The sequence below is a fragment of the Oscillospiraceae bacterium genome (genome assembly GCA_015068525.1).
Classification (GTDB): domain Bacteria; phylum Bacillota; class Clostridia; order UMGS1840; family HGM11507; genus SIG450.
The window spans coordinates 1-25809 of the sequence record SVKJ01000008.1 but is presented as its reverse complement, the minus strand read 5'-3'; the positions used below and the strand labels follow the sequence as shown (position 1 = coordinate 25809).

General features: G+C 32.5%; 29 protein-coding genes, 3 tRNA genes and 1 rRNA gene. 4 read left to right on the top strand and 29 right to left on the bottom strand.

The genetic code is table 11. The annotated features are described in order from the left end of the window. Window positions 1–228 precede the first annotated feature (228 nt). Window positions 229–759 carry a spore maturation protein gene (locus tag E7419_04075; protein MBE7014368.1) on the bottom strand — a complete coding sequence of 177 codons (531 nt, stop codon included), beginning with the start codon at window positions 757–759 and terminating at the stop codon, window positions 229–231. A 2-nt stretch (window positions 760–761) separates the two neighbouring features. Continuing rightward, window positions 762–1325, bottom strand: a complete 564-nt coding sequence (locus tag E7419_04070; protein ID MBE7014367.1) for a hypothetical protein — start codon at window positions 1323–1325, stop codon at window positions 762–764. 113 nt (window positions 1326–1438) lie between these two features. Here E7419_04070 and E7419_04065 point away from each other — a divergent pair, with 113 nt between their 5' ends. Continuing rightward, window positions 1439–2425: a diaminopimelate dehydrogenase gene (locus E7419_04065; protein MBE7014366.1), complete on the top strand. Its 987-nt coding sequence runs from the start codon at window positions 1439–1441 to the stop codon at window positions 2423–2425. Between the two features lie 85 nt (window positions 2426–2510). Here the strand turns inward: E7419_04065 and groL are convergent, their stop codons facing one another. The 12 genes from groL to E7419_04005 form a co-directional block, all read right to left on the bottom strand. Next, a complete protein-coding gene (groL, locus tag E7419_04060) occupies window positions 2511–4136 on the bottom strand; it encodes a chaperonin GroEL (GenBank protein ID MBE7014365.1) in 1626 nt (541 codons plus the stop codon). A 17-nt stretch (window positions 4137–4153) separates the two neighbouring features. After that, the gene (locus E7419_04055) at window positions 4154–4444 is read right to left on the bottom strand and encodes a co-chaperone GroES (GenBank protein ID MBE7014364.1); all 291 of its coding nucleotides are present in this window, start codon (window positions 4442–4444) and stop codon (window positions 4154–4156) included. Window positions 4445–4636: 192 nt separating this feature from the next. Continuing rightward, window positions 4637–5203 (bottom strand): nitroreductase, encoded by a 567-nt coding sequence (locus tag E7419_04050; GenBank protein MBE7014363.1) that lies wholly within the window; start codon window positions 5201–5203, stop codon window positions 4637–4639. Between the two features lie 181 nt (window positions 5204–5384). After that, window positions 5385–5744 carry a four helix bundle protein gene (locus E7419_04045; GenBank protein MBE7014362.1) on the bottom strand — a complete coding sequence of 120 codons (360 nt, stop codon included), beginning with the start codon at window positions 5742–5744 and terminating at the stop codon, window positions 5385–5387. Window positions 5745–5829: 85 nt separating this feature from the next. Beyond that, complete coding sequence (locus E7419_04040) at window positions 5830–6627, bottom strand: TIGR00282 family metallophosphoesterase (GenBank protein ID MBE7014361.1); 798 nt, start codon at window positions 6625–6627, stop codon at window positions 5830–5832. 19 nt (window positions 6628–6646) lie between these two features. Further along, window positions 6647–7681: a metallophosphoesterase gene (locus E7419_04035; protein ID MBE7014360.1), complete on the bottom strand. Its 1035-nt coding sequence runs from the start codon at window positions 7679–7681 to the stop codon at window positions 6647–6649. Between the two features lie 15 nt (window positions 7682–7696). After that, on the bottom strand, window positions 7697–9364 hold the full coding sequence (locus E7419_04030) for a hypothetical protein (GenBank protein MBE7014359.1): 1668 nt from the start codon (window positions 9362–9364) through the stop codon (window positions 7697–7699). Between the two features lie 6 nt (window positions 9365–9370). Continuing rightward, window positions 9371–9961: an ECF transporter S component gene (locus E7419_04025; GenBank protein MBE7014358.1), complete on the bottom strand. Its 591-nt coding sequence runs from the start codon at window positions 9959–9961 to the stop codon at window positions 9371–9373. 10 nt (window positions 9962–9971) lie between these two features. Beyond that, entirely contained in the window at window positions 9972–10490 is a 519-nt protein-coding gene (locus E7419_04020) for a hypothetical protein (GenBank protein MBE7014357.1), read from the bottom strand. Then, a complete protein-coding gene (locus E7419_04015) occupies window positions 10487–10885 on the bottom strand; it encodes a DUF4430 domain-containing protein (GenBank protein MBE7014356.1) in 399 nt (132 codons plus the stop codon). Before E7419_04015 ends, E7419_04020 begins: the two co-directional genes overlap by 4 nt. Window positions 10886–10905: 20 nt before the next feature. Next, complete coding sequence (locus E7419_04010) at window positions 10906–11616, bottom strand: SGNH/GDSL hydrolase family protein (protein ID MBE7014355.1); 711 nt, start codon at window positions 11614–11616, stop codon at window positions 10906–10908. 114 nt (window positions 11617–11730) lie between these two features. Further along, entirely contained in the window at window positions 11731–12687 is a 957-nt protein-coding gene (locus E7419_04005) for a calcium/sodium antiporter (protein ID MBE7014354.1), read from the bottom strand. A gap of 260 nt (window positions 12688–12947) precedes the next feature. Between E7419_04005 and E7419_04000 the strand changes: the two genes are divergently transcribed. Next, entirely contained in the window at window positions 12948–13745 is a 798-nt protein-coding gene (locus E7419_04000; protein MBE7014353.1) for a helix-turn-helix transcriptional regulator, read from the top strand. Between the two features lie 64 nt (window positions 13746–13809). Here the strand turns inward: E7419_04000 and madM are convergent, their stop codons facing one another. Both madM and madL read right to left on the bottom strand, forming a co-directional pair. Then, on the bottom strand, window positions 13810–14574 hold the full coding sequence (gene madM / locus E7419_03995; GenBank protein ID MBE7014352.1) for a malonate transporter subunit MadM: 765 nt from the start codon (window positions 14572–14574) through the stop codon (window positions 13810–13812). Window positions 14575–14585: 11 nt separating this feature from the next. Beyond that, complete coding sequence (gene madL, locus E7419_03990) at window positions 14586–14951, bottom strand: malonate transporter subunit MadL (protein ID MBE7014351.1); 366 nt, start codon at window positions 14949–14951, stop codon at window positions 14586–14588. Between the two features lie 156 nt (window positions 14952–15107). Between madL and E7419_03985 the strand changes: the two genes are divergently transcribed. Then, window positions 15108–15962 carry a LysR family transcriptional regulator gene (locus E7419_03985; protein ID MBE7014350.1) on the top strand — a complete coding sequence of 285 codons (855 nt, stop codon included), beginning with the start codon at window positions 15108–15110 and terminating at the stop codon, window positions 15960–15962. Between the two features lie 240 nt (window positions 15963–16202). Here E7419_03985 and E7419_03980 read toward each other — a convergent pair whose 3' ends face one another. The 8 genes from E7419_03980 to E7419_03945 all read right to left on the bottom strand — a co-directional run bounded on the left by E7419_03980 (window position 16203) and on the right by E7419_03945 (window position 23861). Continuing rightward, the gene (locus E7419_03980) at window positions 16203–17540 is read right to left on the bottom strand and encodes a glucose-6-phosphate isomerase (protein MBE7014349.1); all 1338 of its coding nucleotides are present in this window, start codon (window positions 17538–17540) and stop codon (window positions 16203–16205) included. 18 nt (window positions 17541–17558) lie between these two features. Next, window positions 17559–18107, bottom strand: coding sequence for a CDP-diacylglycerol--glycerol-3-phosphate 3-phosphatidyltransferase (gene pgsA, locus E7419_03975; protein MBE7014348.1), 549 nt, complete (start codon window positions 18105–18107; stop codon window positions 17559–17561). Further along, on the bottom strand, window positions 18104–19447 hold the full coding sequence (gene rimO / locus E7419_03970; protein ID MBE7014347.1) for a 30S ribosomal protein S12 methylthiotransferase RimO: 1344 nt from the start codon (window positions 19445–19447) through the stop codon (window positions 18104–18106). The genes pgsA and rimO overlap by 4 nt, the downstream gene beginning before the upstream one ends. Then, window positions 19437–20066 carry a hypothetical protein gene (locus E7419_03965; protein MBE7014346.1) on the bottom strand — a complete coding sequence of 210 codons (630 nt, stop codon included), beginning with the start codon at window positions 20064–20066 and terminating at the stop codon, window positions 19437–19439. The genes rimO and E7419_03965 overlap by 11 nt, the downstream gene beginning before the upstream one ends. A 4-nt stretch (window positions 20067–20070) precedes the next feature. Continuing rightward, on the bottom strand, window positions 20071–20493 hold the full coding sequence (locus E7419_03960) for a hypothetical protein (protein ID MBE7014345.1): 423 nt from the start codon (window positions 20491–20493) through the stop codon (window positions 20071–20073). Window positions 20494–20626: 133 nt separating this feature from the next. Next, window positions 20627–22117 (bottom strand): sodium/proline symporter PutP, encoded by a 1491-nt coding sequence (putP, locus tag E7419_03955; protein ID MBE7014344.1) that lies wholly within the window; start codon window positions 22115–22117, stop codon window positions 20627–20629. Between the two features lie 590 nt (window positions 22118–22707). Continuing rightward, complete coding sequence (locus E7419_03950) at window positions 22708–23163, bottom strand: hypothetical protein (protein MBE7014343.1); 456 nt, start codon at window positions 23161–23163, stop codon at window positions 22708–22710. A 47-nt stretch (window positions 23164–23210) separates the two neighbouring features. Next, window positions 23211–23861, bottom strand: a complete 651-nt coding sequence (locus E7419_03945) for a hypothetical protein (protein ID MBE7014342.1) — start codon at window positions 23859–23861, stop codon at window positions 23211–23213. A gap of 344 nt (window positions 23862–24205) precedes the next feature. On the opposite strand from E7419_03945, the gene E7419_03940 reads away from it, so the two are divergent. Continuing rightward, window positions 24206–24418, top strand: coding sequence for a helix-turn-helix transcriptional regulator (locus tag E7419_03940; protein ID MBE7014341.1), 213 nt, complete (start codon window positions 24206–24208; stop codon window positions 24416–24418). A gap of 415 nt (window positions 24419–24833) precedes the next feature. On the opposite strand, the gene E7419_03935 is transcribed toward E7419_03940, so the two are convergent. The 5 genes from E7419_03935 to rrf all read right to left on the bottom strand — a co-directional run bounded on the left by E7419_03935 (window position 24834) and on the right by rrf (window position 25781). Then, a complete protein-coding gene (locus E7419_03935) occupies window positions 24834–25178 on the bottom strand; it encodes a four helix bundle protein (GenBank protein MBE7014340.1) in 345 nt (114 codons plus the stop codon). 170 nt (window positions 25179–25348) lie between these two features. After that, window positions 25349–25425: transfer RNA gene (locus E7419_03930), tRNA-Met, on the bottom strand. A 46-nt stretch (window positions 25426–25471) separates the two neighbouring features. After that, window positions 25472–25546: transfer RNA gene (locus E7419_03925), tRNA-Glu, on the bottom strand. 36 nt (window positions 25547–25582) lie between these two features. Continuing rightward, window positions 25583–25658 (bottom strand) — tRNA-Asn (locus tag E7419_03920). A gap of 6 nt (window positions 25659–25664) precedes the next feature. Then, window positions 25665–25781, bottom strand: a 5S ribosomal RNA gene (gene rrf, locus E7419_03915). Window positions 25782–25809 lie beyond the last annotated feature (28 nt).

Below are 25809 nucleotides of genomic sequence, written 5' to 3'. Positions count from 1 at the left end.
TTATACCATTTTACAAAACATTTTTCAAGTACACAATAAAAAAAGCAGATATTAAAATATTTTAACATCTGATATTTCTGTTTTAGATAGTATTAAGATGTGGAGACAGTGGGAATGCAACAGCAAAGGTTAGTAAAAATTTACATCCCCATTGTCTTAGAAAATTTACGCTGTAATTATTCGTTATACCAATCAAGCTTAGTATTTTCGTATGTATGTTATAGCGAATTAAAAAACAAGAAGATTGCAAACTAAAATCCCCATTATTATGCTGACTAAATCTGCCAGCAAGGCACACTTTACTGTGTGCCTTACATTTGTTATACCTACTGAGCCAAAATAAACGGCAACAGTATAAAAAGTTGTTTCAGTTGATCCACATATTACCGATGCCATCACACCAATTTTCGAATCAGGACCATAGTTTTTTATAATATCAGTAAGCATTGCAAGACCTCCGCTTCCTGACATAGGGCGTAAAATTGCTATTGGCAGAATTTCCTTTGGCACATTTATAAAATTAAGTATGGGAGAAAATAGACCGGTAGTAAAATCAAGAAGTCCCGAAGTACGAAAAATGCCTATTGCTATCATTAATGTTACAATTGCGGGAAAGATATTAAGTGCAGTTTTTAAACTATCCTTTGCACCATTAACAAAGGCAGAATAAATATCTACTTTTTTTATAACACCAACAATCAGCGCAAAAAGAAAAGTAAGAGGTATTAAAAGAGATGAAATTATTTCTAAAACTCGCACGTCTAACCTCTCCTTTCAAATATTTTACATAGAACTATTCCTGTTATAAGACCGGTAACACTGCATATCCATATAGGTATAATTATGGAAAAAGGAGATGAAGATCCATATTTTAATCTTATTGCGAGAATTGTTGACGGAATAATTTGTATTGATGCCGTATTCATTATTGCAAAAAGGCACATTGAATTGGTAGCCTTTTCGTTATTTCCTTTTAAGCCTTGCATTGTTTTAATGCCAAAAGGAGTGGCTGCATTTCCCATACCAAGCAAATTTGCTCCGATATTCATACTCATTATACCAAAAACTTTTTCATCTTTTACATCTTTATATAAGAATTTAAGAGGCTTTTTTAAAATACGGGCAAGTCTTTTTAAAACTCCTGCCTCTTCAAGCACCCTCATCACTCCGTTAAACAAACACATTGAACATAAAATAGTAAAAGTAAGTTCGATTGTTTGTTGTGAAGATTCCAGTGCACCTTCGGTTACCTTAGGGAAGTCACCTGTAAAAAGCGAATATATGATTGACAAAATTATAATAAATGAGAAAACATAATTAAGCATAAAATCAGCCTCCTTTTTAAAAAATATGATTAATAGATACTAAAAATACAAAAAAAATATTTATTTTTTAAAATTTTTATGATATAATTCTAATTAAAAGAAAGGTGATAAAAATGACAATTAGAATAGGTATTTTAGGATACGGAAATTTAGGTAAAGGCGTTGAATACGCTATAGGTCAAAATTCCGATATGGAACTTAAATATGTTTTCACAAGAAGAAATCCCGAAAATGTTAATATAATTACAAAAACAGCTTCGGTAAAACACATTGACTCTATTTTAGATTATAAAGATGAGATAGATGTTTTAATACTTTGCGGAGGAAGTGCAACAGACTTACCAACACAAACTCCTCTTTATGCAAAATATTTCAATGTGATTGACAGTTTTGACACTCATGCAAAAATTCCCGAACATTTTTCAAATACTGACAAAGCGTCAAAAGAAGCAGGAAAAATAAGCATCATTTCAGTGGGATGGGATCCCGGTATGTTCTCTCTTAACCGTCTTTACGCATCAGCAATTTTACCATCAGGAAAAGATTATACATTCTGGGGAAAAGGCGTAAGTCAGGGACATTCTGATGCGATAAGAAGAATTGACGGAGTAATTGATGCAAAGCAATATACAATTCCGATAGATGCTGCTATCGAAGAAGTTAAAAAAGGCACATATCCTACTCTTTCTACAGGCGAGAAACATTACAGAGAATGTTTTGTTGTAGTAAGAGATGATGCTGACAAAGAAAAAATAGAATCAGAAATCAAAAATATGCCTAACTATTTTGCAGATTACAATACAATTGTTCATTTTGTATCTCAGGAAGTTTTAGACAAAGAACACGGGGGAATCCCTCACGGCGGAAAAGTTATAAGAACAGGTACGACAGGGGAAAATGGCAAGAATACTCATACTATTGAATACAGCCTTAATCTTGACTCCAACCCTGAATTTACTGCCAGCGTTATTGTTTCGTATGCAAGAGCTGCATATAGACTTTATAAAAACAATGAAACAGGTGCCAGAACAGTATTTGATATCGCACCTAAACTGTTATCACAAAAATCATATGAAGAAATTATAAGCGAAATGTTGTAAAACAGAATTTTTTTCAATAGAAAACACCGAAACAGGATAATCCCGTTTCGGTGTTTTTTGAATAAAATACTTGTGTTTTAAAACTTTAATACATTCCCATTCCGCCGCCCGGCATTTGTGGTGCTGGTGCTTCAGGTTGAGGGATATCAGCAACAAGGCTTTCAGTTGTAAGAACCATTGATGCAACTGAAGCAGCATTTTGAAGAGCTGAACGTGTAACTTTTGTAGGGTCAACTATACCCGCTTCAATCATATTAACATATTCTTCTTTAAGTGCATTAAATCCTACATTTACATCGCTTGATAAAATCTTTTCGATTATAACTGCACCTTCTAAACCTGCATTTTTAGCAATTTGTTTAACAGGTTCTTCCAATGCTTTTGCAACAATGTTAATACCTGTTTTTTCATCGCCTAAAGTTTCAGAAATTAACTTTTCAACTGATGGAATTGCATTTATAAGAGCAGTTCCGCCCCCTGCAACAATACCTTCTTCAACTGCGGCTTTTGTAGCAGCAAGTGCGTCTTCAATTCTTAATTTCATTTCTTTCATTTCAGTTTCGGTAGCAGCACCAACTTTGATTACTGCAACACCGCCTGCAAGTTTGGCAAGTCTTTCCTGAAGTTTTTCTCTGTCAAATTCTGATGTTGTTTCCTCAATTTGCGCTTTGATTTGTGCAATTCTTGCCTGAATATTTTCGGCATTTCCATTACCATTAACTATAATAGTGTTTTCTTTCTGAACTTTAACCTGACCTGCTTTACCTAACATATCAATAGTTGTATCTTTAAGTTCATAACCTAATTCTTCGGAAATAACCTGACCGCCTGTAAGAATTGCTATATCCTGAAGCATTTCTTTTCTTCTGTCGCCAAAGCCTGGTGCTTTAACACCTACAACAATAAATGTTCCTCTTAATCTGTTAACAATAAGAGTTGATAATGCTTCACCTTCAATGTCTTCTGCAACTATAATTAGTTTTTTACCTTGTTGAACAATTTGTTCTAAAAGTGGAAGGATATCCTGGATATTTGAAATTTTCTTATCTGTAATCAAAATTAAAGCATCGTCAATTACTGCTTCCATTTTTTCAGTATCAGTAACCATATAAGGCGAGATATACCCTCTGTCAAACTGCATACCTTCAACTACTTCCGAATATGTTTCGGCAGTTTTTGATTCTTCAACTGTAATAACACCGTCAGTTGATACTTTTTCCATTGCTTCTGCAATTAAAGTTCCAATTGTTTCGTCAGCAGCAGAAATTGATGCAACTCTTGCTATATCTTCTTTACCATTAACTTTTTTAGAGTTTTTAACAATTTCCTTAACTGCGGTGTCAACTGCTTTTTGAATACCCTTTTTAACTATCATAGGGTTTGCACCTGCAGCAATGTTTTTAAGACCTTCTCTTACAAGCGCCTGAGCAAGAACAGTAGCAGTAGTAGTACCGTCACCTGCAACATCATTAGTTTTTGTTGCAACTTCTTTAACAAGTTGAGCACCCATATTTTCAAATGGGTCTTCAAGTTCTACTTCTTTTGCAATTGTAACACCATCATTAGTAATTAATGGTGCGCCGAATTTCTTTTCTAAAACTACATTTCTGCCTTTAGGACCTAATGTTATTTTAACTGTGTCGGCAAGTTGATTTATGCCTGATTCCAATTTTTTTCTAGCGTCTTCTCCGTAACAAATTTGTTTAGCCATATTGTTTTGCCTCCTACTTAAAATTCTACTTTAGCTAAAATGTCTGATTGTTTAACGATTGTATATTCTTCTTTATCAAGTTTTACTTCAGTTCCGGCATATTTGTTGATAATAACTTTATCGCCTACTTCAACAAACATTGCAACTTCTTTTCCGTCAACAATCCCACCGGGACCAACAGCAATAACTTCTGCCATCTGAGGTTTTTCTTTAGCATTACCCGGTAAAACAATTCCACTTGCGGTTGTTTCTTCAGTTTCTACCATTTTAATGACCACTTTGTCAAGGTATGGTTTTAATGTCTTCATATTAAGTTCCTCCTGTATATTATTATATAAAAAACATTTTTAGCACTCGCATTACGAGAGTGCTAATGTATATTTTACCTAATATTTACCAGTATTTCAAGGTGCGAAATACTGGGCATTTGTATGCATATCATTAAAATTTTAATATAATAGTTGTTTTTCTTTAAAATTCTCTAAAATACTCTGATTTACTCAAAAATACGAAACTATTTCTTCGATTTTTCTTTTAGGCACATGTAAATCATTATTTTCATCAACGTAGTATTTTACACTGTCTTCTAAATCAAAATAAGAAGATTTTTGCTTTGGATAGCCAAGAGCAATAACAGTATGAATCCTTAAATTATCAGAAATATTAAATAATTCTTTAATTTCAGATCTTTGAACTGACCCTAAAATACAAGAGCCAATCCCCATACTTTCTGCAATTAAGACTATATTTTCACTTGCATAACAAGCATCATTATCCCCGTCTTTTCTTAAATCTTCGTCAATAAGAACAATTATGTAAGCAGTCGGAGATGTTTCTTTAGTCGGTGCGCCTTTTGGTGCAGTATAACCTGCCCACTTGGTAAGAGGAAAAAGTTTATCGCAGTACTCTTTATCAGTTACCGCAATATATTTAACAGGCTGAATATTTGCTCCTGACGGCGCAAGACGAGCCCCCTCTAACATTATATCAATCTTTTCTTTTTCAACCGGCTTTTTTAAAAACAGTCGAATTGTTCTTCTTCTTTTAATTATATCAAAAATTTCCATAATTTATACCCTTCTTTCTTATATAATGAGGAATTAGGAATTAGGAATGAGGAATGAAGGTATAAATTCCTTACGGAATTTATGATTTCAAATGCAGGTTGTCGAGGATGTCAACTCATACAATATTAAAAAGAGAACAAAACGCCAATGTCATGTTTTTGCACACCTTCATTTCTAATCTCTAATTATCCATTTTTTCTTTAGCAGTTTTTGTAATAGACGATAAAATTCTTTTAAGTTCCGTGCAATCACCATAAATTGAAACATATTCCTCGTAATTTACAAATTTTGTTTCATATAATAACTCAATCCAATATCCTGTTTCAGAACATTCTTTAAAAGCAATATACATTTTAGATAAAAAATCTTTTTTACTAATTGAACAGACAGCTTCTGCTATATTAGCGCCTATACTTGTTCCGCTTCTTAATAATTGTTTAGACATAACTGTTTCATTTTTATCATAAACTAAAATTTTATATAAATTAACAATTCGAATAGCAAATTTTTTACTCTTATCTGCTATGATATTATTATCCATTCATTGTCACCTTTCTTCACTATTGCAAAAACGCCGTATGGCATGTTTTTGCATACCTTCATTCCTAATTCCTCATTCCTAATTCCTAATTTTCTCCGTATCTTTTATATATTGATTTTACCGAAACAGTTTTGCCTATTCTTTCATCAATCGTAAAAACACATCCGTTTATCATAGGCGAAATGTCCGACCACTTGAATTTGCCTTTTTCACCTTCTGCAAATCTTTTAACAGCAATATCTTTATCAAGTCCTATAACAGAGTATTCGGCTCCTGTCATTCCTACATCAGTTATATATCCTGTTCCGTTTTTTAATATTTTTATATCATTAGTCTGAACATGGGTATGAGTGCCAAACAGTGCTGTAATTTTCCCGTCCATATAATAACCTAATGCTTGTTTTTCACTTGTTGCCTCGGCGTGAAAATCAACTATAATATTACAACGCCCATGTTTTCTCTCTATATTTTTTACTGCTTTATCTAATACTGTAAACGGATTTGAATCAGCCCCTTCAATAAAAACATTGCCAAGAAGATTTATAACGGCGATTTTATAATCTCCTATATCAAAAACTGCCACACCGTCACCCGGAAGGTCAGGATTAACGTTAAGAGGCCTTACAATTTTAGTTGATGTATTAAGCATATTATTAAGGTCCTTTTTATCAAACGCGTGATTGCCAAGCGTTATGCAGTCAGCCCCTGCATCTAAAAGCATATATGCATATTTTTCGGTTATACCGTTACCTGTTGTAGCATTTTCTCCGTTTACTATTGTAAAATCAATGTTATATTCATTTTTTATATCTTTAAGTTTTTCAAAAATAAGCTCTCGCCCGGCTCTGCCTACAACATCACCTATTACTAAAATATTTTTCATTATAATTCAACTTTCTTTATTATACTTCGAGAGACGGGAATAAAAACCTTTCTCTTTCAGGCATTATGATAACCGACGGATTTCTTGCGGCATTAAATTTGCACACGCCATTTTTAATATCATTCATTTCTTCCGACCAGTTTTCACCTGTAAATCCATGCCCGTAAAAATACCACTGTGCAGGATTTTCAGCCTCAAAATGGCTATGTCCGAAAGTGCAGGAAATTCCGCATAAATCTATTGTGGTATTTGGCTCCAATATTTTTGCTAAAGGAAAATGCTTTCTTATAACAGATTCAACATCATTATTGCCACGCACTATATATACTTCACTTGCAGTTGATGATAAAATGATATCTGCCAGATTCTTAACGCCTTCTTCATATTCATTTTCAGTGTTAATCATTCTTCCTGCCTTAACTTCGTCAACAAAATCTCCGGTATGTATTATAATATCAGGTTTTGTTTTATCTATAAGTTCTTTATAATAAGGGTAAGAATAAGAGCCAGTATCCCCGATGTGAAGAATTTTCGTTTCTTTGGATTTAACCAATTTATCGGGAATATTAAGGTGATTTTCAATTATATCCTGCGTTCTTTTTTTATCAATTTCATACTGCGAAATATCATTAAAAGTTCTAAGTTTATATGGAAGATGAGCGTTATCAAGATACCTCTTATCCATTATTCCGTCTGTATCAATCATCGAAAATGAGCAGTTGGACACTTCTCTTTTTTTACCTGAGATACCAAAAAACTCTGTCATTTTAATAACTGCGTCGTTATCCCCGACAAACATAACATCTTCGTTAAATTCAAGATTTTTTATTTTGTCAAAATCATTTTCACATAAAACAATAGTAGCACCGGTAATATCAGCTATTATCTTTGCTGTTTCTGATACTAAAAAGCCACCAACTGAGTATATATTCCCTTTAAAACCAAGATGGCTTATGTACATTCCAAGATATTTTGCCTGTTCTTTCCCTGAATTACTGATATGACTATTATCTGATAAATCAGGTTGTGCATTACTTGCTATATATATTTTCATTATTTTAAACTCTCCCTATAAAATATGAAGCCTTTCTTCCGGGCAAGGGTTTGAAAGAAGTTCTTTATTTATAGCATATATCGGATTAGTAATAAGAATGCATCTTCCTTTTTCATCCCATATTTCCATACGATGAAAGCTTACTTTTTGAGAAGATTTTTCTATTACAAAGTTATATTCAAAATCCTCTTTTTCTACTCTTTTACATACGACTTCTTCTCCGTCTTTTATATGCTTAAAAGTCCAGTCTGAAGATAATTTATTCATGCTGAATTTTGCTTTCACAGACTCTTTATTTTCAAAAGAAATTACTGAGCCCATCTCAATCATATTTTCGGTTTCAAATGTTAAATTGCCTTTTATTCTTACAGGGTCGGCAGTATATACTCTGCCTTTTTTCATCCCGTCAACAAATTCTTTTTCACATATAGGATGTTCTAAATGCGGATCAACTCCTATATAAGTGCAGAAGTTATTCCCATCAAACCAGCCAATGTTATTTCTGTGGCAATCTGAAGAACCATACCCTGTTAAGAACATTCCCGATAAAGAAAGCATATCCCACAAACGAAGATAATAAGAAAGGGGGAAATTTCTTCCTTCAGGAAAACCGACCTCTATAAGCGATGCATCTTTATAAGTTGATTTTATATTTTCAAATAATTCCTGTGTGATTTTTTCCGCTTCAATCCCATCTTGGAATTTTAATTTTTTTAGTTTCTTAATAGCAAACGGATGATTGATTGCATAAATTCCATTATGCTTTTTAACATGCTCAATCGCATCAATTTCCGGCATATTATAGTTATACTCTTTATAATCAATAATAGGAATATTGGTGCCGTAACAATTCTTATGCTCACCTGCACCTGAAATTTCAGTTGTAACAAATGGTTTTACTCCGTAATGCTTACCCGCTTCATCAGCAGATTTTTGAAGCCTTTGTTTTAACTCTTCGCATATCCACTTTCTTTCTATTTTAAAATCTCCGATTTTAGCAGAACATTCTTTCCCGCATTTAGACTGAAGTAGAATATAAAGGGTATCAAAAGCATTATCCCGTCCACCAATATTTATATCACAAGAAACATCTGACGAAACAGGCATAGTAACCATACCATTTTCTACCTTAGCAGAAAGAGTTTGTATATGCTCGTTATATAAATTTAAAAGATCATCGTTTTCGCCCACAACATACAGCATATATGCATTTTTCATATCAGGCGGTCTTTGAGATAATTTAACTACAAAAACAAGTCTGCTATCAGGCGTTAAAGTAAAATCCTTAACCTCAACGCTTAAGGTGACATCAGATGAAAGTGAACAGGTATGCAAAGTCCCTTTCGATAAGAATTTAATTCCAGATGTAGTCCATTCTTCGCTATCTTCAGACTTTAAATCCATACTTAAGGTTTTTGATTTAACATCTATACTGTAATCTATATTTTCATTCAGAGTTTCAAAACCATAAAAGCTTTCATCTATATATTTCATTAAAGAAGGGGTATCAAAAGAAAACCCATCAACGCAATTTTCTCTTATACCCATTCTTGTGTCATGGTCGGTAAACCATATATATTTCATACCAAGTTTTGATGCATTATACATATCAAGTGCCATTGATGCTCCATAGTCACAGGCCGCATGAAGATGCATATGCATAGGATGATATTTATAGCTCATTTGCAGTTAACCTCTATTATATATTTTATTTATTGCTTTTATTAAAAACAAAGTAAGAATTGAAGCAACAATTGCTTCGGGAACTCCGTTAATTGCAATAACGGATAAAATAACGTTATATAACGTATCTACTGCTATTTCCTTTGCTAAAGAATACTCTTCTTTAAAGAATATAAATATCATATTCATAACAAAAAGTGTATTTGTAAGCGAGCCTAAAAGTCCTGCTAAGATAAGTGATAAATTATAGTTTATCTTTTTAAGAAGTTTCACAATATAATAAGGCACAATACCCACTAAAATTCTTGGAACAAAGCATATAACAAGGCTTAAAAATCCACCGTTTATTCCCATAAAAGTATAAAAAGGAGAAAAACAAAAAGATGTGACAGTTGGGTTTATAGTATTATTTATTAAACTTGTTACACCAAAAACAAACCCCAAAAAAGCACCCGGTAATGGGCCTAAAATAATAGAACCGACTATAACAGGAATGTGTATAATAGTCGCTCTTGTAACCCCTAAAGGAATATATCCTAAATTAGGTGTAAAAGCCATAATAAGTATAATCGCCATAAAAAGCGACATTAAAATCATTTTTTTTGTATCATATTTTTTTGACATCTGAATCTCCCCTTTGTATTATCATTATAATTGGTACAACAAGAACCGAGCAAATTAAATTGCTCACTCCATGTGTAATATCCCATGGAATTCCTGCCATATACCATGATAAAACCTTATTTAAATCAAAATTAAAAAACACAGCCTGAACAGGCAAATACAAAAATCCATATAAAAATCCATGCATAGAGCACACAATCATATATATTGCTGTTTTAGTTTTATCAGGGATTTTTTTCGGAATTATCATCACAAGACCCCATAGAACGAGCCATATATAAAGTTGAGCAATCCACCAGACTCCAAATCCTGAAAAAAAGCCACATAAAAACACATATATGTATATTGGATATAATGCCTTTTTCCTGTAAATAACAGTCAGCGAAACAACAAAAACGCCAATAAGATGCACATTAGGTATAAACGACATAACAAGTTTTGATGCATACATTACTGCTCCGAAAATCGAAAAAAGGCACATTTCTTTTACTGATAGTTTCATATCTTTTCTGCCTTAAACGAATATTTGAAACCTTCCTCTATTTTAGTTGTGTCAACACCACTTGTTGCGTAACTATCGTTTACATAAAATGCCCAGTACATCTTATCTTTATCTGCATCAAGTGTCACATCACAAACTTTTTTTACATAGAGACCGTAAGCTCCTTTTTCACCTGATATAATACCTTCTTTAATCAAGACATCCCCCACAGTATTCATATCACTTTTTAATTCATAAGTTTTATGGGTTCCGTCAGGAAAAAAGGCAGTAAATGTAAATTCTTTAACTGTTCCGTCACTTTCATTTAATGCATCATTATTTATAACGGTACACCCCGAAAAAGATAACATTAAAATAACACTTAAAATCAGCAACAATATTTTCTTAAGTTTCATACTCTCTTATCCCCTCAGATTTAAAGTCTACTAAGAAATTTTTCTATAATTTCAGAAGTTACATCATACCCTCTGCCTGTTAAATGCTGACCATCTATATAGTAGCATTTATTTTCCATACTGTTTTCATCAGGTGTTTTTTCAGGATTATACATCCATGAAAGAGTTGGATTAAGGTAACAACCTTCCCATAAATCTACGTATGGAATACCCCATTTTTTACAAATTTTAACTGCCATATCAAAATAATCTCTTCTCCTTCTTAACTGAAGAGGATGTGTGCCCATTTTCTGAGCAACAATATAGCAGATTTTTTTGCCGTTCCAGTATTTTAATGCTTTATAAAACAAGGTTTCAAGACAACCTGCAAAAGTTGATAATTTATAATTTCCGCTAAAATCATTAAAATCAACAGAGCCTAGTGAAAGGTCAGCGCCGTCGCCTCTTTCTATAAGGTCGGCATCATTAGTTCCGCCTTCAAAAACTATAAAATCAGCATCAGGATATTCTTCATACATTGTATCTATAGTTTTAAGAACCGAATGTCTGATTTCACCGCCTTGGCATATAGGGAAACCTTGAGCAATTGTTCCGCCACCGACAGCATAATTTTTACAAATCATTTCATTGTTTTTGGCAATTCTTTTTGACCAGTTGCCCGATATTTCCGAACCTGCACATATCGAGTCTCCGTTCCATATAATTGTTTTTTTAAATAATAAATTTTCCATTTTTTACTCCTCCGTTCTTCATAACATTATACAATATTAAAACTTAAATTTCAATATATAATATAAAATATCAAAAGGACGTTTTGGGGACAGTCCCCAAAACGTCCTTTTTTCTTATCTTATCATAATATACACAGTAAACATTATATACATAAGCACGTATAATGCTCCGTGCCATCTTTTAACACCTTTTGTAAATCTTGTAATCAAATAGAATAGTACGCTTACAGCAATTAAAATAACAGTGTCACTTACTGCAAAACCGGTTATTTCAAACGGACTTATAAGTCCTGCAAGTCCAAGTATAAAGAATATATTAAATATGTTGGAACCAATAACATTGCCAAGCGCCAGATCGCTTTCGCCTTTAATTGCGGCAATAACACTTGTAACAAGTTCAGGTAAAGATGTACCGATAGCAACAATTGTAAGACCGATTAAATGGTCAGAAACACCAAAACTTTTTGCAATAGCCGATGCAGAATCGACCACTAAATCTCCTCCGAAAATAATCGCGCAAAGTCCACCTATAATATATACAAAAGTTTTTGGAAGAGATAACAGTTTGAATTCTTCCTCATCTTTGTCTTCAAGGGATTCATTTCTTCCTTTTAAGGCATTTTTAACTTGAGATACGCAGAATAAAATTATAAATACAGTTAAAAATATACCTTCAGTCCTGTCAACAACATTTGCTCTGCCGTTTAACACACTGTCAAGTCCAACAACCAAAAGCAACAGAGATGCATAAATCGACATAGAAAATTCAGAATCCATAACTTTCTTTTCAACTTTAAAAGGTTTAATTAAAGCACAGGTTCCGACAACCATTAAAAGATTAAAAATATTGGATCCAACTACGTTACCGATAACAATTCCGTTACTTCCCTGCAAAGATGCACTAATACTAACAGCCGCTTCTGGTGCGCTTGTTCCGAAAGCAACTATTGTAAGGCCTATAACTATTGCAGGAATTTTAAGCCTTTTTGCCAGCGAGGAACTCCCGTCAACAAAAAAATCTGCACCCTTTACCAGCAATACAAAACCAACTAAAAGTAATAAATAATTCATAAGTATCCTCCTGTTTTTATATTCTACGCATAAAAAAAGACTTCTACTACCCCTTTGGTAATAAAAGTCTCGCTTTTTAATTGAAATACGGATTTTTTAAAAAAATCGTACTGACGACATTTCAAACGCACATTGCATGCGCAAGCTACTCCCTTTTTTTACTATTATATTCCATTAAAGTTAAAAAGTCAATAAAAACAATTATATTCTTATTGAATTTATCTTTACAAGATATTATAATAATAAAGAGGTGAAACAAATTGAAGACAATACACCTGAAAGATTTATATCAGTACGAATATAATATTTGTGATATTACGTTAAAAGACTCTTTTGAAGAAGGCGGAATTTATAATTGTACCCAGAGTGGCAGAATGGCAAGTGGGTTTATGTTTTTTTATGATATGGATATTACCCATACTTTTAAAGACGAAACTAAAAAATTTCAAAAAAATGATTTATGTTATTTCCCGAAAGGACTAAAATATAAATCACGGTTTTCAAACTGTCTGCCAAAAAGAAGCGCTGTAATTATAAATTTTAACCTTATAGACTCTTTTGGTGAGGATATTATTTTTTCCGACAATTATATCCTTATATCAGAAATCTTAAAAAGAAATTTTACAGAATATATTGATGAACTCTATGAACTTATTTCATCCAACAAACCGAGTGCCTTAATCAAGGCAAAAATGTATGAATTTCTAACTGATATGTCTATAAGTTCAGGAAGGCAGCTTGTGCCTGAAAAATATAAAAAAGTTCTTACAGCCATCTCCTATATAGAAAAAAATTATCATAAAAATATAACTGTCAAGGACGTAGCGGAAAATTCTCTTATTTCGGAAACCCATTTAAGAAGACTTTTTAAAGAATACACGGGTAATTCGCCACTTAGTTATATTAATAAACTTAAAATCAACAAAGCAACAACAATGTTAAAAAACGGAGAACATAAAATATATGAGGTCGCAAGTGCAATCGGCATTGAAGATGCGGCATATTTCAGTTGGTTTTATAAAAATAAAACAGGAATTTCTCCCAAAGATGTCTTATAGAATATTAAATTATATTTACTACAAAAAAAGAACAGAATATCTGTTCTTTTTTTGTACTATTCGATTATCCTAAAATTAATTTTGTCAAAGTATATAAAACCGATGGGCAAAGTAAACATCCAAGCCCTGTATAGAAAGTAGCAGTCATTGCACCGTAAGGAACTAATTTCGGGTCTGTTGCGGCAAGTCCTGCACTTGTTCCGCTTGTTGTTCCCATTAGCCCTCCGAAAATCATAGCCGATTGAGGATTATCAAGCCCTATTTTTTTTGCAACTACAGGAGTTAAAAGCATAACCATAATTGATTTAACAAGCCCTGCAGCAATGGAAAGCGCAATAACGGTTGAAGATGCACCGACTGCGGCACCTGTAACAGGACCAACAACGAAAGTAACCGTTCCTGCACCGATTGTTGCAACGCTGACTGCATCGTGATAACCAAAGCAGTAAGCAACTATTGCACCTGCTATAAATCCAACCAGAACGCCTGCAAAAACTGATATAATTCCTGCAACACCACATTTTTTAATTTCTGAAACTTTTGCTCCGTAAGATGTTGCTATAATAGCAAAATCTCTTAAAGAAGAACTTCCAAGTACTCCTATTCCCGCAAACATCGCAATATCTGAAAGCCCTTTTTCCTTACCTGTAACAGCTCCTCCTATGTAAGCAAGAATAAGTGCAATAAAAATAGCAATTGCCGATGCGTGAATTCTTCCTTTTGTTATTTTTTTAGAAACAAAATTAGAAAATAATGATATAATTCCCACAATCAAGAAAGATATAACAAGTCCGTTTTTAGTAAACAAATCAACTATTATATTTAATATATTCTGCATAATTATTCCTTACCTCCCTTACTTTTTATCTTAGCAAGAACAGGAACCATTGCAAATGATAAAACAACAGCAGCAATCCCTGCAACAATTGCAAGTGCTCCTCCTGATATTGCATGATAAACATTCTGAGACGCAGTCATGGCAATTATAACAGGAATAAACATCTCTCTCCAGAAAGTAAGCCCTTCCGAACTTCCTTTAGGAAGTTTTTCGCTTATTTTTTTAGAGTTGGTCACAAAAAGCAACAGTAACATCGCAAAACCAACACCGCCAACGTCAGAATTAAGTCCGATAAGCATTCCTATTAGATTTCCGACAAATGAACCTGAAATCATACAAAAAGACAGTAACGCTACACCGTAAATCATATTCTAATCCCCCTTATTTTTTTATCTTATTAATTCTATAATACATTTACTATATTGTAAATAATGAGATATTATACACCTACTATATGTTTAATAATATAGTAATTATTGACTTTGTTTCTAATTTGGGTTAAAATAATATCAGAGGTGAAAAAAATGGAACTTTTACAACTTACATATTTTTGCACTGCTGCAGAAACAGAAAATTTTTCAAAAACGGCTAATATATATAATGTCCCAACATCAAATATTTCGCAGAGTATACGCAGACTTGAAAAGGAACTTGAAACAGTACTTTTTGACAGAACGTCAAATAAGATTTCACTTAACGAACAGGGAAAAGTTTTTTATAAGGATATAAAAGATGCACTAAAACTTATTCACAATGCAAAATTAAATTTAAAAACACCGGGAGAAATTTCGGGAGAAATCAAAATACTTGCAGAAACAAACAGACGAATTGTTACCAAAGCAATTGAGAATTTTCAGAAAAATTATACTTATGTATCATTTTTTATTGACCATTCCTGTGACGGAATTTACGATAAATATGATTTAATTATTACGGATAAAATTATAAATCAAAAAAATTTTGAAAAGCACCTTCTTGTTACAGATAAACTTTTACTTGCTATGAATAAAAGTAATCCCCTTTCTTATAAAGAAGAGATCTCAATTAAAGATTTGGAAAACGAAAAATTTATTACAATGAACAGCAAAAGCGGTCTTTTCAGACTAATTAACGAAATATGCAATTCCGAAGGATTCAACCCTGATTTTGTTATTCAAAGCGATGACCCTTATTATATAAGAAAATATATTGAAATGGGACTTGGGGTTTCCTTTGTCCCTTCTCTTTCTTGGCAAGGTACTTTTTCTGACGACGTTGTTTTAAGAAAAGTAGTAAATATCAACAGATACACCTTTGTATATCTTAACACCCAAAAATACAATTCAAAAGCCACACATTTGTTTTTGGAAAAACTGATAGATACGGCTAAAGATAATTAGGAATGAGGATTTAGGAATTAGGAATGAAAGAAGGCGAAATGATGCTATACAGCCATTTCGCCTTTAATATAATTCTCACCTATACAAAATTGAATTATTTGAATTTTTATGTTTCGGGAGGGCACTTAAGATCCTTCCCCACTACAATTTTGAAATCGAAGATTTCCCATTTAATCCAAAAACGCATTATGCGTTTTTACCTTTATTCCTAATTCCTCTTTCCTAATTCCTAATTAATTTTTAAAGTCTTTTTTCAAGTTCTTTTTTCATATCTTCATATCCCGGTTTTCCCAAAAGAGCAAACATATTCTTTTTATACTCTTCGACACCAGGTTGGTCAAACGGATTAACATCAAGCATATAACCATCAATCGCACATGTTATTTCAAAGAAATAGAAAAGATAACCAAGTGAGAATTCATCTCTTTTTGGAATTTCTATAACCAAATTAGGAGTATTACCATCTGTATGTGCTAAGTATGTTCCTAAAAATGCCTGTGTGTTAACGAAGTCCATTGTTTTTCCTGCGAGGAAATTAAGTCCGTCAACATTTTTTTCATCTTCCTTAATTTCAACCTTTTTATTTGGTTCTTTAACTGTAATAACAGTTTCAAACATATTTCTTGTGCCATCCTGAACGAACTGCCCAAGAGAATGAAGGTCAGTTGAAAAGTTAAGCGATGCAGGGAATATACCTTTGCCTTCTTTACCATGACTTTCTGCAAAAAGTTGCTTATACCATTCTGCAAAATAAGTAATAGATGGCTCATAATTTACTAAAATTTCAATTGCTTTATTATCATTATAAAAAACATTTCTTACAGTTGCATATTTTAACGCAGGATTATTATCAAAGTCTAATGTTCTTGTATCGTTAAGTGCTTCTTTTGCACCCTCCATAAGTTTTTTAATATCAATTCCTGCTACCGCAATCGGTAAAAGTCCTACAGATGTTAAAACCGAAAATCTTCCGCCTACATCATCAGCAATTGTAAATCTCTCATACCCTGCTTCTTTGGAAAAGTTAAGCAATGTGCCTTTTTCCTTATCGGTTGTAACATATATTCTTTCTTTTGCTTCTTCTTCGCCGTATTTTTCTATTAAAAGTTCTTTGAAAAGTCTGAAAGCAATCGCAGGTTCAGTAGTTGTTCCTGACTTTGAAATTACGTTTATAGAAAAGTCCATATCTTTTAAAATTTCCAAAAGTTCATAATGATAATCTGAAGAAATAGAATTTCCTGCAAAAAATATCTTAGGATTATTATCGTTCTTAAGATTATGCATATTGCCATTTATAAATTCGATTGCAGCTCTTGCACCTAAGTAAGATCCACCAATACCGATAACAACAAGTGCTTTAGAATTTTCTCTTATTTTCTTTGCGGCTTTTTCTACTCTTTCAAATTCTTCTTTATCGTAGGTATTTGGCAAATCAAGCCAGCCTAAGAAATCATTACCCTTCCCGCTTCTTTTTTCTAAAAGAGAAAGTGATTTTATGGCGCTCTCTTTGTATTTTTCAAATTTTTCGCTATCAATAAACTGACTTGCAGTTTCATACTTGAAAATTGGTTTTAACATACTGTTTCCCTTCCTTTTTTATTGAATTTTAATAACTTCTTTATTTTTTATTAAATAATCTACACCTGATATTATTGTTATTGCAACCATTATCCATATTAATATATTAAGTATAATATTGCCACCAGGCAATGATGCTACCTGAGGCGTAAAGAATAGAATAGTAAGAACAATCATTTGAATAATAGTTTTTAATTTACCTAATTTAGATGCAGCAATAACTTTACTTGTCGATGCTGCAACAAGTCTTAATGATGTTACTAAAAATTCCCTTATAATAATTATTATAACCGCAAGAGAAGAAATATACCCCATATCTATAAATGCAATCATAGTTGAAATTACAAGAATTTTATCTGCAAGAGGATCTAAAAATTTACCAAAATCAGTAACAAGATTTCTGCTTCTTGCAATATATCCGTCAAGCATATCGGTAAATGAAATAAGTAAGAAAACAATTGCTGATATTAAAGACATCAATAAAGAATTTCCTATATTGTATATTAAAATCAAAAGTATTGGTACTAATATAATTCTTAAAATTGTTAATCTGTTTGGTAAATTCATAATTCTGTTCCTTTCGTTAATTCCCCTATCAAATCATATTCAAGTGCATTTGTTATTTTAACTTTAACAATTTCACCAAAATCAATTTTCTCATCTGTCTCAAACATAACCGTTCCATCAATTTCTACACTGTCCATCTTACTTCTTCCAAAGTAAACATCATAATCATTATGATAGCCTTCCACCAGTACGTCAAGAACTTGACCTATATGTTTTTTGTTGTTTTTTTCCATAATCTCTGCCTGAAGCTTCTGAATTTCTTCCTGCCTTTTTAGTTTGATTTTTTTTGGAATCTGCCCTTTTAAATTGTAAGCACCCGTTCCCTCTTCTTTGGAAAAAGCAAAAACTCCCAACCTGTCAAACTTGGTTTTATCTATATATGAATAAAGTTCCAGAAATTCTTCTTCACTCTCAGTTGGAAAACCTACGATAACAGTTGTTCTTATAGTCGCATCAGGAATGATTTTCCTTATGAGATTAACCGTGCTTTCAATATTTTCCCTGTCAGAACGCCTGTTCATAAGTTTTAAAATTCTCGAATTTATATGTTGAATAGGTATATCAAAATAATGAAGAACTTTCTTGTTTTCTTTTATGCAATTTAAAAGTTCCTCAGTAATCATTTCAGGATACATATAATGAATTCTTATCCACTCAATTCCGTCAATTTGTGAAAGTTTATAAAGAAGTTCACAAAGTTTGGGTTCGCCATATAAATCAACTCCATAACGGGTTGTATCCTGAGCAACAAGAATAAGTTCTTTTACTCCTGACTGTGCCAGTCTGGTCGCTTCTTTAATAAGTGAATTTAACTCTCTTGAAACTAATCTTCCTCTTATTTTAGGAATTGCACAATAAGAACAACGATTGTCACACCCCTCAGCAATTTTCAAATAAGCAGTGTAAAAAGGCGTTGTCTGAATTCTTGGCATATTATTAAAATTTTCTAATTTTTCACTATCAAGATAACATGCCCTTTTGCCCTTTAATGTGTTATTTATAATTTCGTCAATTTTATCAAAATCAAAAACCCCGACCACAGCATCGACTTCAGGGAAAGAATCAAGTATTTCATCCTTATATCTTTGCGAAAGGCATCCTGAAACAACAAGTGCTTTCAAATTGCCCGTTTCTTTAAGTTCTGCCATTTCCAATATATTTGAGATGGCTTCTTCCTTTGCCGATTCTATAAAACCACAGGTGTTAACCAGCGCTACATCTGCTTCGTATTCATTAAGGGTTATTTCGTATCCTTTATCAACAAGTATACCCATCATATTTTCCAGATCACAATGGTTTTTTGAACACCCTAAGGATACAACAAAAACTTTAGTCTTCATAATTTCGTCTCACCCGTAAAATTTCTTCGTTTACCTCATCATAGCAAAAACCCTGCCTTACAAGATAATCTCTTAATTTGTTAAGGTCTTTATAATCAGGTTTATCTTTGCCTTTTATAAGTGATATAAGTTTTTTATCAGTTACATCACATATTAAATCTTCTTTATAATATTTATCTAAAAATGCTTCTGTTTTATCGTTTTTTAATCCTCGTTTTGCAAGTTCAAACTCAACATATTTTTTTCCTTTTCCCTTGTTAAATGAATGTTTGATAAAATTTATCGCATATTCTAAATCATCAACAAATCCTTTTGTTTCAAGATACTCCAAAGCGTTATCAATGGCAAATGAAGGATATTTTTTTAAAGTCAATTTTTCCTTCACATTTTTTACCGTTGTATCTGCTCTTAAAACCATTTTAAGCGCATCATTTAACGCCTTTTTCTTAAGATACGGATATATTTCGTTCTCTAAAAATTCTTTTTCAATTTCTTTATTAAGTTCTATTTTAAATTTTCTAAGTTCAGAATCATAAAGGGCAAAAGAAAATTCAAAATCTATATACACTTCATTTAATTTTTTATAAGGAAAACTTTTTTTAATATCTGTAACAAGCATTTTTTTACCTTTTTTCTTTGTATATACGCTTTTTTAAATGTCTTCTCATATTCCTTATAACATTAATCTCATTTCTTTGTTTTAATAGTATAAAAAATGTTATAAGAGAAACAGAATACATCACAAATCCAACAATTATAGATATAAATGCTGAATACTCATATTTAATTAAAAACTGAGGTATAAGTTTAAGTTCAAAATCAATAAAAACCGATAGTGCAAGTGCAAACGTACCTATAATAAGCGATATGATTTGTATATATGTTGTTACACTGAAAACTTTCTCTTTTCTCTCTATTTCTTCCGTAAGAGTTTCAACTGAATAAAACTCATACTCACAATCATTACATACGATATAATCATATTTATTTTCAGGAAATTTCAAATCTTCCGATTTACAATTGGGGCAACATATTACCTTTTCCATTTTTTAAATTCCTCGTAAATTTATATTTTCATTTAATTATATCACTTTTGTTAACTTAATGTCAATATAACAACCAATTTAATCGTAAAAAAGAACAGTAATTTCTTACTGTTCTTATAAAGATATGATTAAATTAGTCATCAATGCTATTATCTGTAGCCTTATTATAGATTGCAATAATTTCGTCTGACGGTTTTTTATCAATTAAAGAAACCACAACCGTTACTATTAAACTTACAATAAACGCAGGAACTATTTCGTAAATTCCTGTGTGCGCCATGCAAACTAACCATAAAATATCAACTATTGCCCCTGATATAATACCCAAAAGAGCACCGTTATATGTAAGGCGTTTCCAGAATAATGACAAAATCATAACAGGTCCGAATGCTGCTCCGAATAGTGCCCATGCATTTGAAACCATATCCATAACTGCTTGTGCCCCCTCACCTTTACTGCTTGCTATAAAGTAAGCAACAACTGCTACAACTATTACAATTATTCTTCCAACCCATAAAATTTCTTTATCTGATGCATTCTTTCTTATTATAGGTTTATATATATCACTTGTGAAAGAAGATGACGCAACAAGTAGTTGAGAGTCAGCGGTTGACATTGACGCTGCAATAATTGCAGCAAGTAAAACCCCTGCAATAAATCCTGGGAACAATCTTCTTGCAAGTGTAACAAATACAAGTTCCTGTTTGCCTGCTTCTAAAAGTTCTGCACCGATAACCATTCTTCCTAAATATGCGATTAATATTGCAGCAAGTAATGTTATAACAACCCAGATTATAGCAACTATAGCACTCTTCTTAACCATACTTGGTTTTTCTATTGCCATAAAACGAACTAAAATATGTGGCATTCCGAAATACCCAAGCCCCCATCCAAGCCCTGATATAATTTCTTTAGGACTTGCAGAAAATAAATTGGTTGTAAACGGATAAACTGCTCCGCTCGAAGTGGTTATTGTTGATAATGCTGTCACATCAAGTGTTTTAGTAAGCGCAATAACAATCGGAACTGTAATCAAAGCAACGAGCATAAGGAAACCTTGAAAAAAGTCAGTCCAGCATACTGCCTTGTAACCACCTAAAAAAGTGTAAACAAGGATAATTATTGCAAAAATAATCATCGCATTTTGTTCGCTAAGTACAGGGAATAAATCACTGAACACTTTTGAACCTGCAGAGAATGCAGATGCAACATATAATGTAAAACTTACTAAAAATACTACTGCACATATAATTTTAAGTGCAGGATTTACCGCCAAGAAACGATTGGATAAATACTGCGGCATAGTGATAGCATCTCCTGATGCTTTAGAAAACTTTCTAAGTCTTTTTGCCACAAATATCCAGTTAAGTGCAGTACCGATTGCAAGACCGATACCTATCCATGCCTGACCTAACCCAAAAGCAAGGATGCTTCCCGGAAGTCCCATAAGTAACCATGCACTCATATCTGATGCCTGAGCGCTCATTGCTGTAACCCAAGGTCCCATTTTTCTTCCACCTAAGAAATAATCTTTTTCGTCAGTACTTTTTGATTTAACAAAGAAATAAATCCCTATCATTAAAACGATAACAAAGTAAAGTACAAATGCTAATACTTCTGCCATATTATCTTCCCCTTTATAAAAAAATAGTTTTATTTATTTTACCATATTTTTTTAAAGTTGGCAATATTTTAGATAAATATATTTTAGAAAAACAATTTTGAAAATCGAGGCACAAAAAAAAGAATACAAGGAATTGCGTTATTTTGTTATTAATTTATAAATATTGAATAATGAAGAACGAATAATAGGAAACAAAAAATCCTATCTTTCGACAGGATTTTTATTTTGGAAGAGCCGAACGGTTTAGATGACAAGTTTCAAGTGATATTCCAACTTCGTTGGAGTGCTATTTTTGATAAATCAAAAGTGTTATTGAAACCTTTGATTTTAATGATATTATTTTTTTCACCTTTAATATAAAATAATAATAGTTCAAAAAATTTACATTACCATGCACAATCTTCACAATAATAATTTCCAAAAAAGGTATATCCTCTTGAAGTTATTTTTCCACAATCATAACATTTTTTTGCACAGCCACTCATAGAGCATAGAACTGTACATATTATACAAATCAAAACTACTATTTTTTTCATTTTATTAACATTCCTCTCATTTTTTACTAAAATTACAATTTCTTAAATAACTTTTTATTTTTTTCTCCTTAAAATATAAAAATCGTGGTCTTTAGTTTTGTCATACGGACCATCTTTATCATTGCCTTCTCTCCAATACTCCGCCAAAACCAAGTCTTCTCCGTGCCATGAGATTTTTAAATCAAAGCCCACATACTCTCCATTTTTTTCATAAGACTTAATGTAATTATCATTATCTATGGTATAATTATAATTTTGAAGTCCAGCAAAAGCTATTGTATAACACCCATCCTTGTTAAATATCCAACTACCACCTGGAGAATCATAATACTCATATAATTGCTCACCAGAATCTGTATCTTCACTTTCTCCGACTATATACCATTCTCCAATAATTTTTTCGGCATTCGACATTTTTGTTGTTTCAATTTTTGGCTCACTATTATTACAAGCTGAAAAAACTAAAATAGCTGATATCAACATTAGAAAAAATGAAACTATTTTTTTCATTCAATCACCTCCTCACAGTTTGCTTTTCTTATGTTTTGATACTAGATTTAATTTTCTTTTCTCATAAAATATCCATTAATCATTGGTCCCTCTGAAAAAATAAACCAGTTTATTGTGTCATATTTAATTTTTATCTCTATATAATCATCAAATACTTCATAATTTGTTGAATATTCTCTATTAGCTTGATCAATAATATTCATACTCTGACTTTGTGTATTAACATTTGTAATACGAAAAGCTCTATATGCTAACCCAGCACCACCAGTCCACCAACAATTCGTCAAGTTTGAATAATGCCATTCTATGTTTCTAACAATTTCATTGGTGTCACGCACATACCAAGTACCATCACTTAATTGACACTCACATTGTAATTCAACCTCTTTTGTAGATATTTCGCCGCTGATCTTAACTTTTAAATTTACAATAAAATTATCAACATCAACCATTGTGTCTACCCTTTGATAAATATTAATTGCGTTATTGAACACAGGTTTAGAACTCCTTCCAGGATTTTTTTTATATAGATACTGATAACTATTATACTTATTATCTACAAATTCATATATAACATCATCTGGCACGCCATCAATTGCTTTTGCACTTGCTTTATCAGTATGTTGATAATTAGAAGCACAGCTACATAATAAAAATGTTAAATACATCATTAAAAAGACGCCTATATATTTTTTCATTGTATCACTTATCCTTTCCATTCAAAGCTATATTAACTATCTAACGCGACACGTTTTGTAATCAAACGACACACTATATCGTCGGGCACTATCTTCTCAATATGTTATGTCATCATTACATTAATAATATAATTGTGAAATCTTCAACTTGCACTTTGAACATTCGTATTTCTTTCCGTAACAGCAAAGAAATAAAATGCTAATAAAGAAACGAGGCAACATGAATAAATTTTTTCATAAATTAGCACCCTTTAAAATTTTTTTATATTATATAAATTATTATATGACAACTCGTCATATTTGTCAAGAAAAAAATATGACATAATGTCATTAGGTGATTATTAATGAATAATAATTTACGAAAATTAAGAAAAGAAAAAAAACTTACTCAAATTGCTCTACAGATGCAAACAGGTATTGAGCAATCGTTGTTGTCCAAATTTGAAACGGGTGAAAGAACTCCTCCAACAGAAACCTTACTTCTTCTTGCTGATTTTTACGATGTAAGTATAGACTATATTTTATGCAGAACCGAAAAAAGAGACATCAACAAGTAAATTCAAGTTATTAAAAATAAATAATTGAAAATCTAATTGTATCATACAAGTCGCTTTTTGGGGAGGCGCTAAACGGTTGGATGAACTTGTTATAGTGATATTCCATCTTCAATGGAGTGATATTTTACTATGTAAAAGTTATATTGCAAACTCTGTTTGCAGTTATATTATAAACTGCGCATAACACAATATCATTTATCGAAGATAACATCGTTTACCATGAAAGTGTAACTTCATTTTGTGTCCGCTAAGAGTATTTGTTTGCGGCTTTGCCACAAAATGATATTCAGGCAAAGCCTGAAACAGTGTTGACCTCTTACGGTCAAATGACGTTGTGTCCTTGCGGACACAAACACAAAAAAAGAACGCGATTTGCGTTCTTTTTTTGTGTCAAGGCAGAACAATAATGATGCATTCATTTATTGTTTTTCTTTGCCGTGTTTATAGATGAAATAAGTATTTTCTTCAGTTCAACACAATTCCCCAGAATTGTGTTATCGTCATAATATCCGCTTTCTATAAGCAGTTCAATCCAGTATTCACTTTCAGAACATTCCTTCAGCGCTATTTGAAGTTTTGCAATAAAATCGTTTTTACCGTGCCCGTAAAATGCTTCTCTTATATTCGCACCGATGCTTGTGCCACTGCGAACAAGCTGATTTGTAAGTACACTTTCTCTTTTTTCGCTTTTTACTTTATTACAAACCTTAATTATATCTAGAGCAAATTGTTTTGATTTTATAAGCAACGGACTTTCCATGATTTTTCTCCTTTTTTATCAAACTCGCTTTTGCGAGTTTGCACCTTACTTCTTCCTTATTCCCTATTACCTATTACTTTCCAAAAATCGACAAGGGTTTTTAGGGAATAGTGAAGAGTGAATAGGTAATAAGTAAAATCGACATTCCTCTAACGAAGAATGTCGATTTTTGGTGGGCCATCTAGGACTCGAACCTAGGACCGTCCGGTTATGAGCCGGGAGCTCTAACCAACTGAGCTAATGGCCCTAATTCATAAATACGAGGATATAGTATCCTCGCATTTACTTAAATATGGTGACCCGTGCGGGAATCGAACCCGCGTTACCGCCGTGAAAGGGCGGTGTCTTAACCGCTTGACCAACGGGCCATATAACAAACAGTTTGCATAAGGCAAACTGTTTGTTGGCTCCTCAAGTTGGACTCGAACCAACGACCCTGCGGTTAACAGCCGCATGCTCTACCGACTGAGCTATTGAGGATTAAAAGATCAGCAGCTACCTATCTTCCCGGGCGGTCTCCCACCAAGTATTTTCGGCGTTCAAAGGCTTAACTTCTGTGTTCGGAATGGGAACAGGTGTACCCCTTTGGCAATCACCACTGATCATGGTTAAAGGTGCTTTATACACCCTC

What these genes read in the sequence shown, in the direction of transcription:
- E7419_04035 (MBE7014360.1), bottom strand. Translation starts at nt 7,681, where the DNA reads ATGAAAATATATATAGCAAGTAATGCACAACCTGATTTATCAGATAAT.
- E7419_04030 (MBE7014359.1), bottom strand. Translation starts at nt 9,364, where the DNA reads ATGAGCTATAAATATCATCCTATGCATATGCATCTTCATGCGGCCTGT.
- E7419_03945 (MBE7014342.1), bottom strand. Translation starts at nt 23,861, where the DNA reads ATGAAAAAATATATAGGCGTCTTTTTAATGATGTATTTAACATTTTTA.
- E7419_03935 (MBE7014340.1), bottom strand. Translation starts at nt 25,178, where the DNA reads ATGGAAAGTCCGTTGCTTATAAAATCAAAACAATTTGCTCTAGATATA.
- E7419_03950 (MBE7014343.1), bottom strand. Translation starts at nt 23,163, where the DNA reads ATGAAAAAAATAGTTTCATTTTTTCTAATGTTGATATCAGCTATTTTA.
- rimO (MBE7014347.1), bottom strand. Translation starts at nt 19,447, where the DNA reads ATGAAGACTAAAGTTTTTGTTGTATCCTTAGGGTGTTCAAAAAACCAT.
- E7419_04015 (MBE7014356.1), bottom strand. Translation starts at nt 10,885, where the DNA reads ATGAAACTTAAGAAAATATTGTTGCTGATTTTAAGTGTTATTTTAATG.
- E7419_04020 (MBE7014357.1), bottom strand. Translation starts at nt 10,490, where the DNA reads ATGAAACTATCAGTAAAAGAAATGTGCCTTTTTTCGATTTTCGGAGCA.
- E7419_04045 (MBE7014362.1), bottom strand. Translation starts at nt 5,744, where the DNA reads ATGGATAATAATATCATAGCAGATAAGAGTAAAAAATTTGCTATTCGA.
- groL (MBE7014365.1), bottom strand. Translation starts at nt 4,136, where the DNA reads ATGGCTAAACAAATTTGTTACGGAGAAGACGCTAGAAAAAAATTGGAA.
- E7419_04010 (MBE7014355.1), bottom strand. Translation starts at nt 11,616, where the DNA reads ATGGAAAATTTATTATTTAAAAAAACAATTATATGGAACGGAGACTCG.
- E7419_04055 (MBE7014364.1), bottom strand. Translation starts at nt 4,444, where the DNA reads ATGAAGACATTAAAACCATACCTTGACAAAGTGGTCATTAAAATGGTA.
- E7419_03985 (MBE7014350.1), top strand. Translation starts at nt 15,108, where the DNA reads ATGGAACTTTTACAACTTACATATTTTTGCACTGCTGCAGAAACAGAA.
- E7419_04005 (MBE7014354.1), bottom strand. Translation starts at nt 12,687, where the DNA reads ATGAATTATTTATTACTTTTAGTTGGTTTTGTATTGCTGGTAAAGGGT.
- E7419_04025 (MBE7014358.1), bottom strand. Translation starts at nt 9,961, where the DNA reads ATGATTTTAATGTCGCTTTTTATGGCGATTATACTTATTATGGCTTTT.
- E7419_04040 (MBE7014361.1), bottom strand. Translation starts at nt 6,627, where the DNA reads ATGAAAAATATTTTAGTAATAGGTGATGTTGTAGGCAGAGCCGGGCGA.
- putP (MBE7014344.1), bottom strand. Translation starts at nt 22,117, where the DNA reads ATGGCAGAAGTATTAGCATTTGTACTTTACTTTGTTATCGTTTTAATG.
- E7419_03980 (MBE7014349.1), bottom strand. Translation starts at nt 17,540, where the DNA reads ATGTTAAAACCAATTTTCAAGTATGAAACTGCAAGTCAGTTTATTGAT.
- pgsA (MBE7014348.1), bottom strand. Translation starts at nt 18,107, where the DNA reads ATGAATTTACCAAACAGATTAACAATTTTAAGAATTATATTAGTACCA.
- E7419_03960 (MBE7014345.1), bottom strand. Translation starts at nt 20,493, where the DNA reads ATGGAAAAGGTAATATGTTGCCCCAATTGTAAATCGGAAGATTTGAAA.
- madL (MBE7014351.1), bottom strand. Translation starts at nt 14,951, where the DNA reads ATGATTTACGGTGTAGCGTTACTGTCTTTTTGTATGATTTCAGGTTCA.
- E7419_03940 (MBE7014341.1), top strand. Translation starts at nt 24,206, where the DNA reads ATGAATAATAATTTACGAAAATTAAGAAAAGAAAAAAAACTTACTCAA.
- E7419_04070 (MBE7014367.1), bottom strand. Translation starts at nt 1,325, where the DNA reads ATGCTTAATTATGTTTTCTCATTTATTATAATTTTGTCAATCATATAT.
- E7419_04050 (MBE7014363.1), bottom strand. Translation starts at nt 5,203, where the DNA reads ATGGAAATTTTTGATATAATTAAAAGAAGAAGAACAATTCGACTGTTT.
- E7419_04065 (MBE7014366.1), top strand. Translation starts at nt 1,439, where the DNA reads ATGACAATTAGAATAGGTATTTTAGGATACGGAAATTTAGGTAAAGGC.
- E7419_03965 (MBE7014346.1), bottom strand. Translation starts at nt 20,066, where the DNA reads ATGCTTGTTACAGATATTAAAAAAAGTTTTCCTTATAAAAAATTAAAT.